Raw genomic sequence first — 16,516 nt, forward strand, 5'->3', positions numbered from 1 at the left:
GATACTATGAACAGAATATGTAGCCTTTTTGGAATAAAATACCCCATCGTGGCAGGAGGTATGGTGTGGTGTAGCGGCTGGAGATTGGCTGCTGCAGTGAGCAATGCAGGAGGATTGGGATTGATAGGTGCAGGGTCGATGCACCCCGAAACTCTCAGAGAGCATATCCAAAAATGTAAGGCAGCAACTACTAAACCCTTTGGCGTTAACATCCCATTAATGTACCCTCAGATAGAGGAGATAATGCAGATAGTAGTGGAGGAGGGTGTAAAGATAGTCTTTACATCGGCAGGTAGTCCAAAGAAATGGACCGACTATCTACACCAGAACGGAGCGGTTGTGGCACACGTAGTATCATCGGCACTCTTTGCCAAGAAGTGTGAGGATGCTGGTGTTGATGCCGTAGTTGCCGAAGGGTTTGAGGCAGGAGGCCATAACGGACGCGAAGAGACTACAACACTATGCTTGATTCCATCGGTACGCAAAGCAACCACCCTTCCGCTTATAGCAGCAGGAGGAGTGGCAACAGGTAGCGGAATGGCTGCAACCTTCTCGCTTGGAGCAGAGGGTGTGCAGATAGGAACACGCTTTGCTATGACGGAGGAGAGTTCGGCAAGTGAAGAGTTTAAAACTCTTTGCCGAGGCTTAAACGAGGGAGATACCAAACTGATGCTAAAACAACTCGCCCCCACTCGACTTATAAAAAACAACTTCTACAAACAGGTTGAGGAGGCTGAATTACGCGGAGCATCTGTTGAAGAGTTAAAAGAGTTATTGGGTAAGGGACGTGCCAAAAAAGGAATATTTGAGGGCGACCTCGAGGAGGGCGAATTGGAGATTGGACAAGTTGCATCCTTAATCTCGGAACCTGAAACAGCACAACAAGCGGTAGAAGATATTGTAACCGAGTTTAACGAAACAATAAAAAGAGTATCTGAGGTAATTTTTTAGTTACCCCTTCGGGTAGTTGCTTGGTTTTTAGTTGCCCCTTCGGGGTAGTGTTATATAAAAAGAGTGTGCCTTGCAAGACACACTCTTTTGCATATATTAAATTATCAAAGCAAGTTCAACAAACGAATCTATGTTAACTAACAAAGTTGCGAGTAAGCGAACACAATACAAAATTTATTTGTGTATTGTTGAGCGAGAGCAAGTTCAACAAACGAATGTTTGTTAACTGATAACTACATACCAGTATAGTTCATAGGTGTAATTTTGCGAAGTTCTGCTTTAATCTCCTCGCTAACGTTAAGGGTGTCAATGAACTCGCTGATAGAGTTTGCATCAACAACAGAGTTTTTGCGAGTAAGAGCCTTCAATGCTTCGTATGGTTTTGGATAACCCTCTCGGCGAAGAATAGTTTGAATAGCCTCAGCACAAACATTCCACATATTGTTAAGGTCGGCAGCAATCGCCTCTTCGTTAAGAAGAAGTTTTCCTAATCCTTTCATGGTTGAAGCAATAGCAATCATCATGTGTCCCATAGGAACTCCAACGTTACGAAGAACAGTAGAGTCTGTTAGGTCGCGTTGAAGGCGTGAGATAGGCAATTTTGTTGCAAGGTGGTCAAGAATTGCATTTGCAATACCTAAGTTACCCTCTGAGTTCTCAAAGTCGATAGGATTAACTTTGTGAGGCATAGCCGATGAACCAACCTCTCCCGCTTTAATTTTTTGTTTAAAGTACTCCATTGAGATATATTGCCAGAAGTCTTTATCCAAGTCCATTAAAATGGTGTTTATGCGGCGCATACCGTCAAAGAGAGCGGCAAGGTTGTCGTAGTTTGAGATTTGTGTAGTCCACTCCTCTCGCTCAATACCTAAGTTTTTAGATAGGAAGTTGTTTGCAAACTCTCTCCAGTTGTACTCAGGATATGCAACGTGGTGAGCATTAAAGTTTCCTGTTGCTCCACCAAACTTACCGCTGATAGGAGTGTTTTTAAGGATATTCAACTGTTTCTCCAAACGATATACAAACACCATCATCTCTTTACCTAAACGAGTAGGAGAAGCGGGTTGACCATGAGTTTTTGCAAGCATAGGAATATCTTTCCACTCCTCAGCAAAAGTGCGACACTTCTCAATCAACTCCTCAATAGCTGGGTAATAAACATTGGTTAATGCCTCTTTGATAGAGACAGGAATAGAGGTGTTGTTAATATCTTGCGAAGTCAAGCCAAAGTGGATAAACTCTTTATAAGCCTCCAAACCACCAATAGCATCAAATTTCTCTTTAATGAAATACTCAACTGCTTTAACATCGTGGTTAGTAACGCTCTCAATCTCCTTAACGTGTTTAGCATCCTCTTCGGTAAAGCATTTGTAGATACTTCTCAAAGCAGGGTAGATATCCGAGGTGATACCTTCCATTTGAGGAAGTTTAATCTCTGCCAAAGCAATAAAATACTCAATCTCAACATAAACGCGATAGCGAATAAGTGCATACTCCGAGAAGTAGTCTGCCAACATCGAAGTCTTAGAGTTGTAGCGTCCGTCAATAGGCGAAACTGCTGTAAGTGGTGAAAATTCCATATCTTTTAAAATTATATATAGTTTCTGAATAATAGTGCGAAGATAATAATTTTTTTGCGTACTATCCCCCTTTGTGAGTGATATATTTAGAATTGAGTAAAAAGATAATGGGGAGTGAATATATGAAAATAAAAAAGCACTTGCCTTTTTGACAAGTGCTTTATCCTTTTTGTGGGCGTTGACGGATTCGAACCGCCGACCCTCTGCTTGTAAGGCAGATGCTCTAAACCAGCTGAGCTAAACGCCCTTTTTGAGAGGTTTGTTTCTCAATTGCGATGCAAAGGTAATGCTCTTTTTTGTATCCACCAAATTTTTTACTAACTTTTTTTGAAAAAAATATCGCAGAAAATCTTTAAATTTTATTATGTCTTAAATATCAAGTGGTTGTGGAACGTGTGAATAGTAGAATAAAAATAGGAGTAGAATAAAATTCCACTCCTATTAAAATAAAATATATGGTTTATCTTATTTGCAACCACCAAGACAAAGAGGTTTAATCTGTTTAAAGAAGTCGTTGCCTTTATCATCAACAAGGATGAATGCAGGGAAATCTTCAACCTCAATTTTCCAGATAGCCTCCATACCCAACTCGGGATACTCTACGCACTCAACGCTCTTAATGTTGTTTTGTGCAAGAATTGCAGCAGGTCCACCAATACTTCCAAGATAGAATCCGCCATGTTTGTGACAAGCGTCAGTAACTTGTTGGCTACGGTTACCTTTTGCAATCATAATCATTGAACCTCCGTTTGCTTGGAATAGGTCAACGTATGAATCCATACGGCCTGCTGTTGTAGGTCCAAATGAGCCTGAAGGCATTCCTTTAGGAGTTTTAGCAGGTCCTGCATAGTAGATTGGATGATCTTTGATATATTGAGGCAAACCTTCGCCGTTGTCGATACGCTCTTTAAGTTTAGCGTGTGCAATATCTCTACCAACTATGATTGTTCCGTTCAATGATAGGCGAGTAGAAACAGGGTATTTGCTCAACTCTGCAAGAACTTCGTTCATTGGGCGATTAAGGTTGATTTTTACTGCATCACCCTCTCCTGCTTGACGCAACTCTTCGGGGATAAGATTTCCAGGTTGATCATCCATCTTCTCAATCCAGATACCATCTTTGTTGATTTTTGCTTTAATGTTGCGGTCTGCCGAGCAAGATACTCCCAAACCAACCGGACAACTTGCACCGTGGCGAGACATACGGATAATTCTGATATCGTGAGCAAAATATTTACCTCCAAATTGAGCACCAATACCAGCCTCTTGAGCAGCCTTCAAAACTTGTTTTTCCAACTCAACATCGCGGAACGAACGTCCTAACTCATTTCCAGTAGTGGGAAGAGTGTCAAGATATTTGGCTGATGCAAGTTTTACTGTTTTAAGGTTAGTCTCTGCCGAAGTTCCACCAATAACAAAAGCAATGTGGTATGGAGGACATGCAGCAGTACCCAAAGTCTTCATCTTCTCAACTAAGAACTTAACCAATGAGTCGGGGTTAAGCAATGCCTTAGTCTCTTGGTAAAGATAAGTTTTGTTAGCCGAGCCACCACCTTTAGCCATAAATAAGAATTTATACTCATCGCCATCAATAGCGTAAAGGTCAATTTGAGCAGGAAGGTTGCAACCGGTGTTTACCTCTTTGTACATATCCAAAGGTGCATTTTGTGAGTAACGCAAATTCTCTTCGGTATATGTTTGATAGATACCTTTTGAAAGAGCCTCAGCATCGCCACCTCCAGTGTAGATGTTCTCTCCCTTTTTACCCATTACAATGGCAGTACCTGTATCTTGGCAAACTGGAAGTTGTCCTTTAGCGGCAACCTCAGCGTTACGCAACATTGTTAATGCTACATACTTGTCGTTCTCGCTTGCTTCGGGGTCTGAAAGAATCTTGGCCACCATCTCGTTATGCTCTCTGCGTAACAAAAACGAAACGTCTCTCATAGCCGCTTTTGCCAAAGCGGTCAATCCCTCAGGTTCAACACAAACAATTTTTCTGTCTCCAAACTCTTTAACGCTTACATAATCTTTTGTAAGCAAATAATACTCAGTGTTATCCTTACCCATCTCAAAGGGGTCTTGATACTTAAATGGTTCTGTTGCCATATCGTTTAGTTTAAAAATAAATCATATTCAAAAATGAAATCTTTATTCTGCGAAGATAGTACAAACCGGGATCAGAACCAAACTTGTTTGAGTTATGCCGAGGTGCCGCCTATTTTCGCAATGGTTTATCCATTGCAAAGTTAATAAAATAGGTTATTTAAAACAATAGCAAAAGGGATATTAATATTAAGGAGATTGCCCCCTACTCCCAATTATAATTTTTATAGAGTTCTGCTACTTCATTATCCATTACTCCTCTATATTTAATAAATGAATTGCACGCCTCTTTTAAACCCTTAATGTTCTTTTTTTGTATTTTATCTAAAGAGGGTAACTCAGATTTTATATTATTAATAATTTCAATTTTTGACATAAAATTTTATTGTTAATTGAGGTTCGTTAATAGTGAATAAAGTATGAGAGAGAATAACTCTATTCAGGTAAGTTTTACGGAGCAAAGGTATAGTGCTTTTTATGAAATCTCCTTCATAAAGAAGCTCTCTATCAGTTTGTCAACCGATAAATATTTTTTGGGGATTAATAAATATAAAGGATAGTTTGTGAGTTTGCAATATATATATATATTAAATACATTGATGAGAAAATAAACTTAATATTTTACGAATAATAAGAGGCTGTGTCAAAATGTAAATTTTGGCCCAGTCTCTTTTAGGTGTGTAAGAATTGATAAAATACAAGGCGTTGAAATTTAGGGCGAAAGAAGTGTACAAGAAGTACATGACTGAGCCCTAATATTGAAAACAACACAGTAGTTTGTTAATTATGACACATCGTCACCTCATACTTGCTATTAGGTTTGCTGATTTTAACATATTAATTATACAGATATATTTGTACCTATTATATATATGCCTTAATTGAGACATAAACCAACAAGAGCGAAGAAGTAAGCATCATCTTTTGTGATACTAATTTAATTTGTCATCATAAAACAGCACCTCTTTTTGCATATGAGTCATAGGCATTCCTAGAAACTCACGAATGTTTACAGAGGTAAAGCCTAATGAGGTGTAGAGTTTTTTAGCATTGGGGTTTTCGTTATCTACCAATAGTCCTAATATGGAGATGTTGAGTTCACGAGATTTCTCCTCTACCTTTGCAATTAATGCTTTGGCTATACCACACCCTCTGAACTCTTTAAATACGGCAAGGGAGTCGATATATAACTCTCCACTTTCGCACTCATCAGTTATCTTTTTACCAAGTTGAGTGCCTCGTTTTTCAAGTTCCTGAAAGAGTGCCTCACGCAACTCATAGAGTCTTGCACCATCGTAACTGCATATTGCTCCTGCCACCTTACCGTCAACCTCGCACACATAGCAGTTTTTGTAAGAGTATTGACTATCTTCTCGCTCGGCCAATGCTTTAACCAACTCATAATTAAAGGGAGAGGTATGTTCCGATAACCTCTCTATATCTACCCCTATGGCAAGTAGCACCACTTTAGCAATAATGTCAGAATCTTGTTTTGTTGCCTCACGTATTATTTTGTTCATAGCAATTTATCTCTATTGGTAAAAAAGACTTCCGATTACTCGGAAGTCTTTTTTATTCAGTTTTCTTCTTAGTTTTCGTTGCTATTTTCGCTGCTCGTTGCTGACTCATCTTTTGCCAACGTTCCCGAGCAAGTTCTTGCATATCCTCAGTCTTGTCATATTCATCAACAATCTCAACACCGAGCATTGTCTCAATTACATCCTCCATTGTTACCAATCCACGCATACATCCGTATTCATCGGTAATTACTGAGATATGTTCTTTACTCTCAAGCATCTTTTCCCATATCTCCGACACTGAGGTCTCTTCTCCAAACGATAGCATTGGACGCATTATATCAGAGAGTTTAATATTAAACTTATCCTCAGCCAAACGTTCCAATACGGTTGCACGTAATATATAACCTGTTATATAGTCGCGATTATCTTTATACACAGGAATACGTGAGTGCGACAAATCTTTTAGAGCATAAAACTCTTTTACAGTCATTGTTTCAGGAACACTCTCCACCACCAGATTGGGTGTCATAATATCCTCTGCCAAAACGCTGTCGAGTTTTATGAAGTTTTGGATTATTTTTTTCTCCTTTACTTGGAATACTCCCTCCTCTACACCAACGTTAACCATAGCAGATACCTCCTCGCGACTAACAGTGGTTTGTTCGCCTCTATCAAATATTTTTGTTATAAACTCTGATAATTTCACAAAGGGATATGTAATTACAATCAACACTTTAATTATTTTGGTTGCTGGTATTGCCAACACTCTCCAACTATTTGCACCAATGGTTTTTGGTATAATTTCGGAGAATACCAAAATAAGTATTGTAAGAATTGCAGATATTACACCAAAATACTCTTCACCAAACACCTTTCCTGCTTCGGCACCTACACCTGCCGCACCTATTGTGTGGGCTATTGTGTTTAATGAGAGAATGGCGGCTACCGGACCGTCAATTTCGGTTTTATACTTTTTAAGAAGTTTTGCTGTTTTGCTTCCCTCCTCCTCTTTCATTGATATATACGACATAGGAGTTGACAACAAAACTGCCTCTAATATTGAACAAAGAAATGATATTGATAATGCACCAAATAGATATAAAAAAATCAGACCCATAAATTTAAATTTAAATTAAACAATCATCTATGTCAAATTTGGGTTTAATTGACCAGACTTATAAAAAACTCGTGTATGACTTATATGGTGCCTTTGTCATTCACGATACACAAAGAATATGGATCGATACATTTTAAGTTATTAGTTTTTAGTGTTAGTTGTTGGATATTTTAAAATCCAAAACTTCATTTTCTGTTTTGCAAAGGTAATAAAAAGTTTTTAGTTTTCATATCCCATTATTTTTTTTAGTACCAATTGGGAGGTTTTCATTGATGTTTATATGCTATTTTTTGCCCTCTATATTGTTAAAAACTCCTATTTTAAGACCTATTTACCGCTGTATTTAAAAACTTATCAACAATTTAGGCAGATTATTCAAATTTGAGATGGCAGGTTTTGATAAAATTTGCTTATTTTGTAAATCGTAATAACCGAACTATGGGAAAAATAATTGCAATAGCAAATCAAAAGGGAGGAGTTGGAAAGACCACCACCTCTATAAATTTGGCAACTTCGCTTGCCGCACTTGATAAACGAGTATTAATGATTGATGCCGACCCACAAGCAAATGCAACTTCGGGAGTGGGTATCAACGCAAAGGAGTGTGAAATATCAACATACGAATGTTTAATTGGAACTCAAGATGCTTCGGATGCCATTCTGGAGAGTTGTGTCAGGAATATGCACGTTATCCCTTCTCGCATCGACCTTGTTGGTGCTGAGTTGGAGCTCTTGAATATGGAGAATCGCGAGCGTATGCTCGAGAAACAGCTTACCGAAGTCAAAGATGATTATGACTACATCTTGATTGACTGTTCTCCCTCGTTGGGACTTATAACCGTCAACTCGCTCACCGCAGCCGATAGTGTTATAATTCCTGTACAGGCAGAGTATTTTGCACTTGAAGGTATCAGCAAACTTTTGAATACGATTAAGATTATTAAATCAAAACTTAATCCTCAGTTAGAGGTAGAGGGATTCTTATTGACTATGTACGACTCTCGCCTCCGCTTGGCTAATCAAATTTTTGATGAACTAAAACAACACTTTGGCGATATGGTATTTAAGACAGCCATTCAACGCAACATCAGATTAAGCGAGGCTCCAAGTCACGGATTGCCTGTTTTGCTTTACGATCCTGATTCGCGTGGAGCATTAAACTATATGCAACTTGCCAAAGAGATTATTGACAAAGAATAATATACGATTGTTATGATAAAACGTAATGCACTCGGAAGAGGATTGGATGCTCTTATCACAATGGATGAGATTAAGACATCCGGCTCTTCATCAATCAACGAGATTAACATTGACCTTATAAAACCAAACCCCGACCAACCTCGTACCGAGTTTGATGAGGAGGCACTCAACGAACTTGCAACCTCAATTAAGGAGTTGGGTATTATACAACCTATATCGCTACGCAAAATGGGCAATGATTCATACCAGATTATTGCCGGAGAGCGCAGGTATCGTGCCGCCAAACTTGCAGGGCTGAAGAGTATGCCTGCATACGTTCGCACCGTTGAGGATGAGACCGTTATGGAGATGGCTCTTATTGAGAACATACAACGCGAGGATTTAAATGCGGTGGAGATTGCTCTAACCTTCCAAAAACTTATTGAGCAATACAATCTTACCCAAGAGAAACTGAGCGAGAGGATTGGAAAGAAGAGGACAACAATAGCAAACTACTTACGACTGCTAAAACTCCCTGCCGAAATTCAATTGGGATTGAAGAACAAGGTTATTGATATGGGGCACGCTCGTGCCTTACTTGCGGTTGATAACGCTTCGCTTCAACTCAAACTCTATGAGGAGATAAAACTTAATGGTTACTCGGTCAGAAAGGTTGAGGAGAGAGCAAAAGAGATTACATCTGAAAAAGAGGTAATTTCAAAACCTGCAAAGAAGAACAACTCAGAGTATGACGCATACAAAAGAGAGCTTATCTCTATCTTTAAAACTCGGGTTAAGATTGTTTGCGACGACTCAGGCAAAGGAAAAATCTCAATCCCATTTAAAGATGAAAAGGAGTTTGAGAGAATCAAAGAGTTACTCAGTAAAATTGTAAGCGAGAGTTAAATCATTTACCATTAGAAGTGTTTAAGAGTATTAACATAAAAAGAGTGTTTCCAACTGCAACCATAATGTTGCTGATGCTTTTTGTGTGTAATACGTATGCTCAGGAGAGTGACAAAGGGTTAGAGTTTATCAAAGGTCCCTCAATTGAGAACGACACTCTGTTTTTGGATGCAAACGACATTATCATGGAGGTTGACACCTCTGATATTGAAGTAATTGCAGTTGACTCAAGCAAAGTATTCATTCCAAACCCCACAAAGGCAGTATGGTACTCAGCCTTAATGCCGGGAGCAGGACAGATATATAATAGGAAGTATTGGAAACTACCCATCGTTATTGGAGGTTTTATGGGATTGGCTTACGGTATATCGTTTAACAACAGATACTACACCGACTACTCTAACGCCTACCGCGATGCTTATAGCAACGATCCCAACGCCAATAGTTATATAAATTTTCTACCCTACTCTTACAGAGATAACAAAGAGTGGATTGAGAACAATATAGACTGGATTCGCAACTCGCTAAAAAATAAGAAAGATTTTTACAGAAGAAATAGGGATTTATGTATTGTAGGTATGTTGGCGGTGTATGGTCTTGCAATGATTGACGCTTATGTTGATGCCCAGCTATATACCTTTGATATTTCGCCCGATGTGTCGATGAAACTCTCCCCTGCTGTTTTGGAGCCTACGGTTAAAACTCCAGCAGTTTTAGGGTTTCAATGTTCACTTGTTTTTTAACTATATAGTATGAGAAAAATAATATTCATCACATTAATATTTATTTCAACAATGCTCAACTCGGCACTTGCACAAAGTATTGATTCGTTGAGTGTTGATTCATTAAGTGTGGTAACACTGAAAGATACCATAAGTGACAACAACTTGGTTATCATCGAGAGTCTTGAGAGCGAAAATGACTCTATTCTTTCAAATTGGTACTTACAGAAATTTACCAACATTGACAGTTCTTGCATAACAAGTTCTCAGAATGTCGATTTCCCCGACTCGGTATATATTGACCGACTATCAAAACTACCCACCCTCATTGATATGCCATATAACAGTATTGTAAAGCAGTACATCTCGTTATATGCCGAAAATAGGAGAAAACTTGTAGAGTCGATGTTAGGCTTTGGCAATTACTACTTCCCTATTTTTGAAGAGGCATTAGAGAAAGAAGAGCTACCTCTTGAACTAAAATATATGCCAGTTATAGAGTCGGCACTACGACCAAATGCCGTATCACGTGTTGGAGCGGCAGGACTATGGCAAATAATGCCTAAGACCGCTAAATCATTGGGGTTAGAGGTAAACTCATTGGTTGATGAGAGACGCTCGCCAATAAAATCATCAGAAGCAGCAGTTAAATATTTAAAAGAGCTATACAATATTTACAACGACTGGAGTCTTGCCATTGCAGCCTACAACTGCGGACCGGGAAATGTAAATAAGGCAATTGTTCGCTCAGGAGGCAAACGCGACTTTTGGGGAATATATCATCATCTGCCACGCGAGACAAGAGGCTATGTTCCGGCATTCATTGCAGCCAACTATATTATGAACTACTACGAGGAGCATAATATCTGCCCTGTTGCTGCCGAAATACCATTGGCAACCGACACAATTATTATAAACGAGAGGATTAACCTGCAACAGATATCTGCGGTATTAAACACCCCTATTGAGATGTTGCGGGAACTCAATCCTCAATATCGCAACGATATTATTCCCGGCAATATAAAGCCATACCATTTAAGGCTTCCCATTCAATTAACATACGCATATATAAACTCGCAAGACTCAATAAGCAAATACCGTCAAGAGTATTTTGCAAGACAAAAAACAATTGAACCGGCAAAGTTAGAGTATGGTTATCATAAGATTCGTAACGGGGAGTCACTCTCAACCATTGCACGCAAATACCACACAACAGTCAGCAAACTTAAAGAGTTGAACGGATTAAAAAATAGCAATATTCGTGCAGGAAAGAGCATTAAAGTACCCGGTGCAGGAATGAGTTATTCATCAAGCGGAACAAGCACTGCAAAATCGCACAAGGTTAAATCGGGCGACACGTTAGGCTCTATTGCTTCGAGATATGGAGTTAGCGTATCAAAGCTAAAGAGCGCAAACGGACTTAACTCAAATCTTATTCGTGTTGGGCAAGTATTAAAGATTCCAAGATAAATAATTAAATACAATATAAACTTTATTTAATAAATTTACATTATGGCTAAATTAGGAACTATTTTTTCAGAGAAAGGGTGCAAGGCTCTTCTCTGCGGTTCAGGAGAATTAGGCAAAGAGGTTGCAATAGAGTTGCAACGCTATGGAGTTGAAGTGGTTGCTTTAGACCGCTACGACAATGCTCCTGCTATGCAAATTGCACATCGCTCTTACACACTCTCAATGTTAGACGGAGCAAAACTTCGTGAGATAATCGAAAAAGAGAAACCCGATTTTATTATCCCCGAAGTTGAGGCCATTGCCACATCTACTCTTGTTGAGTTGGAGAAAGAGGGTTACAATGTTATACCCACAGCCAATGCCACTCTACTAACAATGAACAGAGAGGGTATTAGACGTCTTGCAGCCGAAGAGTTGGGAATAAAGACCTCTCCTTATCGTTTTGCAGGAACAAAAGAGGAGTATGAGGCAGCCATAAAGGAGATTGGAATCCCTTGTGTTGTTAAACCTATTATGAGTTCATCGGGACACGGACAAAGCACCATCAAATGCGAGGCAGATATTGAACCAGCTTGGAAAGAGGCACAAGAGGGTGGTCGTGCAGGAGCAGGACGCGTTATTGTTGAGGGATTTGTTGAGTTTGACTATGAGATTACACTACTCACTGTTCGCCACGTAGGAGGAACAACATTCCTAAATCCAATCGGACACCACCAAGTTAGTGGAGACTATCGCGAGAGTTGGCAACCACAACCAATGAGCGACAAAGCAATTGAGGCTGCAAAAGATATAGCAGGTAAAGTTACTGCCGCACTTGGAGGCAGAGGAATCTTTGGAGTAGAGTTGTTTATCAAAGGAGATGAAGTATTGTTTAGCGAAGTATCACCTCGCCCACACGACACAGGTATGGTAACAATGATTTCGCAAGATATGTCGGAGTTCTCACTTCACGCACGTGCAATTCTTGGATTACCCATCCCGGGCATCCGTTTCTACGGAGCATCAGCATCAAAAGCAATAGTTGTTGAGGGTAACTCAACAGACGTTGTATTTGACAACTTAGAAGAGGTACTCGCTGAGCCAGACGTTCAAATCAGAATATTCGGGAAACAAGAGGTTAAAGGACACCGCCGTTTTGGAGTAATCCTTGCTCTTGACGAGACAGTAGAAAAGGCTCTTGCAAAAGCAGAACGAGCATACTCAAAACTAAAAGTAATTGTTAATTAGTTTTCAGTTATTAGCCCAATAGAGCTAATTAAACTAATAGAGCTAATTTGTCTAATAGGACTAATTAGACTAATAAAAAAACAAGAGGTTGCAAATGCAACCTCTTGTTTTATCTAACGGCTAAAACCGGTCTATTGTTTTATAGAACGTTTCTCGCGTACTGCATCAATAACATTAACAACATAGTCGGCAAGTTTCTCACACTCCAATATAATATCCATAAAGTGAATTCCTGCTCGATACTCATATACCTTATTGTTAATATTCTCCATATTTGCATTACGTAGCATATTGCGATAGTTGTTTATCTCCATCTCAATATTGTAAGTTTTGTTTATATCAACATCACTTATATCTGTTTTTGAGAGAATGGTATTCATATTCTCAAGAGCATTACATACCAATGTAAACATATTAGTTATACGTTCAGTAATGTATTCGTTAAACACTATATTCTCATTGTTTTTACGTTGAATAGCACGTGCAATACTATAACAACTATCACCAATGCTCTCAATCTCGGTAGTTTCAGTCATCATAGCATTTACCTTCATCTTACCATCAAAACTCAAACGTCCGTCAGAAACATTGTTTAGATAACGAGCAATCTCCAACTCCATATTATCGCTGATCTGCTCATATTTTTGGATACGGCTAAATAGTTTATTGAATGCTTCACTATCGGGTTTCTCCGACAACAGGTCACGAGCCATTCCGTACATACGAGTTGTTCTTACGCTATAAAGTTCAATCTCTTTCTTTGCCTGTAATAGCGACAACTCAGATGTTGACAACATACCTGCTGAGATATATTTGAGCTGGAACTCCTCCTCCTCTCCGTTCTTTTTCTGTTTTATTACAGCACATACAATCTTCTCATATACCTTCACAAACCAAATCATTATACCTACGTTAATGATATTGTAAATGGTGTGGAATAGAGATAATCCGTATGATACCGATGTTTGATACGTCATATAGGCTTCTGAAAGAGGAGAATCATCTCCTGCAGCCGAAATAAGTTCAGGGTGGGCATGAATGAATGGTTGCAACTCATTTGGAGAATAACCAGTCATACCTGTGGCTAACGAATTTACCATCCTAACAAAGGGGAAGAATACTATAAGCATCCAAACCACACCAAAAGTATTAAATATAAAGTGTGAGAATGCAGCTCGTTTTGCTTGAACATTACCCGATATAGCGGCAATATTTGCAGTAATTGTAGTACCAATGTTTTCACCCAACACCATTGCGGCAGCCAACTCAAAAGGAATCCAGCCTTTACTGCACATAATTAAAGTGATGGCCACAGTTGCACTTGACGACTGCACTATAAGAGTTATTATTGCTCCTGCAAAGAAGAATATCAGTACTGACCAATATCCCATATCGGAATAGTTTTGCAAGAATGCCAGAATCTCAGGACTGCTTTGAATGTCAGGCACTGAGTTTTTCAAGTAAGATAGTCCCATAAACAGGAATGAGAATCCAAGAATCAACTCTCCAATTGAGCGTCTGTTACTCTTACTTGAGAAGAAGAATGGAATTGCCAAACCAATTAATGGTATTGCAAAAACACTAATATCAACGGCAAATCCAAAGAACGAGATTATCCATGCTGTAAGTGTTGTTCCAATGTTGGCACCCATAATAACTGAGATTGATTGCACCAACGAGAGGAGTCCTGCATTTACAAAACTTACAACCATTACTGTGGTTGCCGATGAAGATTGGATTAGTGCTGTAATCAACAATCCTGTAAAAACCCCCATGAAGCGATTTGAGGTCATTGCCGAGAGGATTGAACGCATACGGTCACCTGCAATTTTTTGCAACCCCTCACTCATCATCTTCATTCCGTACAAAAACAGACCTAATGAACCTATTAGTTGCAGAAAGTCAAAAAATGAATATTCCATTTACTATTTGATTTTTATAATAATTTTCTTATTTTAGCATCACAAATGCAAAAACAGTTAGGCATTTTACCGACACAAAATTAAAATAAAAATACAATTAGGCAAAACTTTTAACAGTTTTGTCATAAAAAATAGATTTATGATGAACGACACTATTAAAATTTTCTGTGTTAATAACGGAAAAGAGATTGAAGTTGAGAAGGGTTCTTCAGTGTTGGAGATATTCAACAAGTCGGGGATTGTGTTGAATTCTCGTATTATGGGCGCTTTGGTAAATAACCGAACACAGAGTTTAAACTTTAGAGTATACAAACCTAAAGATATTGAGTTCTTTGACTATACCTCTCCTCATGGCGAGAGAGTATATATCCATACCCTTTGCTTTATTCTATACAAAGCAGTCCACGATGTTATGCCTAATGCAAAACTCGATATTGAACACTCAATTTCAAAAGGGTTGTTCTGTCGCTTATCAGAGAAATGTGGCGAGAACACTCTTATGATGATTAATGAGCGTATGCGTGAGATTGTTTCTAAGGATATGCCTATCGGCAGATTTGAAGAGCCTACAAAAGAGGTATTACAGAAATTTAAAGATGCCGGTATGACAGATAAGATAAAACTTCTATCATATATCTCTGCCCCATATACAGTATATTATAAATTGGATAATGTTATTGACACCTACCCATACGAACTTACACCCTCAACAGGATACGTTCCTGTTTTTGACTTTGTCAAGTATAGTTACGGATACCTTCTTGTTCCGCCATCAAAAGCAAATCCCAATGAACTAAACGAGATTTCGCGACAAGATAAACTTCTTGCCGCCTTTGAGGAGCAATACAGATTTAATAATATTGCACAATTGAGCAACGTAGGAGATTTGAATGAGGCTATCGCTTCGGGACACGCCCCCACTCTTATAAAGGTTATGGAGGCATTGCACGAGAAACAGATTGCCCATATTGCCGATGATATTGCCGAGAGATTTAAACTTAACGGCAGCGGTAGGGTTGTTCTTATTGCAGGACCTTCATCATCGGGTAAGACAACCTTCTCAAAGAGGTTGTCGGTACAACTCTTAACAAACCTGCTACTCCCTGTGGCTATCTCGTTAGATGATTACTTTGTTGACAGAAAAGATACACCTCGCGATGAGAGTGGCGATTATGATTATGAGTCGCTCTATGCTCTTGACCTTGAGGCGTTCAATAGAGACCTTAACGATTTACTTGACGGCAAGGAGATTGATATTCCAACCTACAACTTTGAGACCGGCACAAGAAGTTATACCGGTAAAAGACTAAAACTTACTCCTCAAAGCATTTTGATATTAGAGGGTATTCACGCTCTAAATCCTCAACTTACCGCTCAAATTGATGATAGATTGAAATATAGAGTTTACGTTTCGGCATTAACATCCATTTCAATTGACGACCACAACAGAATACCTACAACAGACAACCGTCTGTTGCGCAGAATTATTCGCGATGCCAAATATCGTGGCACTTCGGCTCAAGGCACCATTGCTCGTTGGCCAAGCGTTAGATGTGGCGAAGAGAAGTGGATCTTCCCATATCAAGAGAATGCCGATGCAATGTTTAACACCTCGTTACTTTACGAACTTTCGGTGATTTGCCGAGAGGCTATTCCCATTCTTGCTCAAGTGGGCAAAAACCAAAAAGAGTACAACGAGGCCAAACGTCTGCTAAATTTCCTAAGTATGTTTATACCTACTCCAGAAAAAGAGATTCCTCCAACATCTTTGGCAAGGGAGTTTCTTGGTGGAAGCAGTTTTATATATTAACTTCGC

General features: G+C 39.1%; 13 protein-coding genes and 1 tRNA gene. 7 read left to right on the forward strand and 7 right to left on the reverse strand.

Annotation, left to right across the window (positions count from 1 at the left end; genetic code table 11):
• Window positions 1-6 precede the first annotated feature (6 nt).
• Complete coding sequence (locus IKK64_08120; protein MBR4120024.1) at window positions 7-951, forward strand: nitronate monooxygenase; 945 nt, start codon at window positions 7-9, stop codon at window positions 949-951.
• 233 nt (window positions 952-1,184) lie between these two features.
• On the opposite strand, the gene purB is transcribed toward IKK64_08120, so the two are convergent.
• From purB to IKK64_08150, 6 genes are all read right to left on the reverse strand, one after another.
• Window positions 1,185-2,531, reverse strand: coding sequence for an adenylosuccinate lyase (gene purB / locus IKK64_08125; GenBank protein MBR4120025.1), 1,347 nt, complete (start codon window positions 2,529-2,531; stop codon window positions 1,185-1,187).
• Between the two features lie 172 nt (window positions 2,532-2,703).
• Window positions 2,704-2,778, reverse strand: a tRNA-Val gene (locus IKK64_08130).
• Between the two features lie 218 nt (window positions 2,779-2,996).
• Window positions 2,997-4,640, reverse strand: a complete 1,644-nt coding sequence (locus tag IKK64_08135; protein ID MBR4120026.1) for a fumarate hydratase — start codon at window positions 4,638-4,640, stop codon at window positions 2,997-2,999.
• A gap of 202 nt (window positions 4,641-4,842) precedes the next feature.
• On the reverse strand, window positions 4,843-5,013 hold the full coding sequence (locus tag IKK64_08140; GenBank protein MBR4120027.1) for a hypothetical protein: 171 nt from the start codon (window positions 5,011-5,013) through the stop codon (window positions 4,843-4,845).
• A 556-nt stretch (window positions 5,014-5,569) separates the two neighbouring features.
• A complete protein-coding gene (locus tag IKK64_08145; protein ID MBR4120028.1) occupies window positions 5,570-6,157 on the reverse strand; it encodes a GNAT family N-acetyltransferase in 588 nt (195 codons plus the stop codon).
• 52 nt (window positions 6,158-6,209) lie between these two features.
• Window positions 6,210-7,274 (reverse strand): DUF21 domain-containing protein, encoded by a 1,065-nt coding sequence (locus IKK64_08150; protein MBR4120029.1) that lies wholly within the window; start codon window positions 7,272-7,274, stop codon window positions 6,210-6,212.
• Between the two features lie 438 nt (window positions 7,275-7,712).
• On the opposite strand from IKK64_08150, the gene IKK64_08155 reads away from it, so the two are divergent.
• The 5 genes from IKK64_08155 to purT all read left to right on the forward strand — a co-directional run bounded on the left by IKK64_08155 (window position 7,713) and on the right by purT (window position 12,778).
• Entirely contained in the window at window positions 7,713-8,474 is a 762-nt protein-coding gene (locus tag IKK64_08155; GenBank protein ID MBR4120030.1) for a ParA family protein, read from the forward strand.
• A 6-nt stretch (window positions 8,475-8,480) separates the two neighbouring features.
• Window positions 8,481-9,359, forward strand: a complete 879-nt coding sequence (locus IKK64_08160; protein MBR4120031.1) for a ParB/RepB/Spo0J family partition protein — start codon at window positions 8,481-8,483, stop codon at window positions 9,357-9,359.
• A gap of 128 nt (window positions 9,360-9,487) precedes the next feature.
• Window positions 9,488-10,102, forward strand: a complete 615-nt coding sequence (locus IKK64_08165) for a hypothetical protein (GenBank protein MBR4120032.1) — start codon at window positions 9,488-9,490, stop codon at window positions 10,100-10,102.
• A 9-nt stretch (window positions 10,103-10,111) separates the two neighbouring features.
• Window positions 10,112-11,551 carry a LysM peptidoglycan-binding domain-containing protein gene (locus IKK64_08170; protein MBR4120033.1) on the forward strand — a complete coding sequence of 480 codons (1,440 nt, stop codon included), beginning with the start codon at window positions 10,112-10,114 and terminating at the stop codon, window positions 11,549-11,551.
• 42 nt (window positions 11,552-11,593) lie between these two features.
• The gene (gene purT / locus IKK64_08175; GenBank protein MBR4120034.1) at window positions 11,594-12,778 is read left to right on the forward strand and encodes a formate-dependent phosphoribosylglycinamide formyltransferase; all 1,185 of its coding nucleotides are present in this window, start codon (window positions 11,594-11,596) and stop codon (window positions 12,776-12,778) included.
• A 131-nt stretch (window positions 12,779-12,909) separates the two neighbouring features.
• Here the strand turns inward: purT and IKK64_08180 are convergent, their stop codons facing one another.
• On the reverse strand, window positions 12,910-14,700 hold the full coding sequence (locus IKK64_08180) for a Na/Pi cotransporter family protein (GenBank protein ID MBR4120035.1): 1,791 nt from the start codon (window positions 14,698-14,700) through the stop codon (window positions 12,910-12,912).
• 142 nt (window positions 14,701-14,842) lie between these two features.
• On the opposite strand from IKK64_08180, the gene IKK64_08185 reads away from it, so the two are divergent.
• Window positions 14,843-16,510, forward strand: a complete 1,668-nt coding sequence (locus tag IKK64_08185) for a nucleoside kinase (protein MBR4120036.1) — start codon at window positions 14,843-14,845, stop codon at window positions 16,508-16,510.
• The last annotated feature ends 6 nt before the right edge of the window (window positions 16,511-16,516 follow it).

The sequence above is a fragment of the Bacteroidales bacterium genome, assembly GCA_017521245.1.
In the GTDB taxonomy this organism is placed as follows: domain Bacteria; phylum Bacteroidota; class Bacteroidia; order Bacteroidales; family G3-4614; genus Caccoplasma_A.

Bases quoted from the DNA above. Each gene is read 5' to 3' on its own strand.
- purT (MBR4120034.1), top strand. From the start codon at position 11,594: ATGGCTAAATTAGGAACTATTTTTTCAGAGAAAGGGTGCAAGGCTCTT.
- IKK64_08185 (MBR4120036.1), top strand. From the start codon at position 14,843: ATGAACGACACTATTAAAATTTTCTGTGTTAATAACGGAAAAGAGATT.
- IKK64_08145 (MBR4120028.1), bottom strand. From the start codon at position 6,157: ATGAACAAAATAATACGTGAGGCAACAAAACAAGATTCTGACATTATT.
- IKK64_08155 (MBR4120030.1), top strand. From the start codon at position 7,713: ATGGGAAAAATAATTGCAATAGCAAATCAAAAGGGAGGAGTTGGAAAG.
- IKK64_08150 (MBR4120029.1), bottom strand. From the start codon at position 7,274: ATGGGTCTGATTTTTTTATATCTATTTGGTGCATTATCAATATCATTT.
- purB (MBR4120025.1), bottom strand. From the start codon at position 2,531: ATGGAATTTTCACCACTTACAGCAGTTTCGCCTATTGACGGACGCTAC.
- IKK64_08120 (MBR4120024.1), top strand. From the start codon at position 7: ATGAACAGAATATGTAGCCTTTTTGGAATAAAATACCCCATCGTGGCA.
- IKK64_08140 (MBR4120027.1), bottom strand. From the start codon at position 5,013: ATGTCAAAAATTGAAATTATTAATAATATAAAATCTGAGTTACCCTCT.
- IKK64_08170 (MBR4120033.1), top strand. From the start codon at position 10,112: ATGAGAAAAATAATATTCATCACATTAATATTTATTTCAACAATGCTC.
- IKK64_08135 (MBR4120026.1), bottom strand. From the start codon at position 4,640: ATGGCAACAGAACCATTTAAGTATCAAGACCCCTTTGAGATGGGTAAG.
- IKK64_08180 (MBR4120035.1), bottom strand. From the start codon at position 14,700: ATGGAATATTCATTTTTTGACTTTCTGCAACTAATAGGTTCATTAGGT.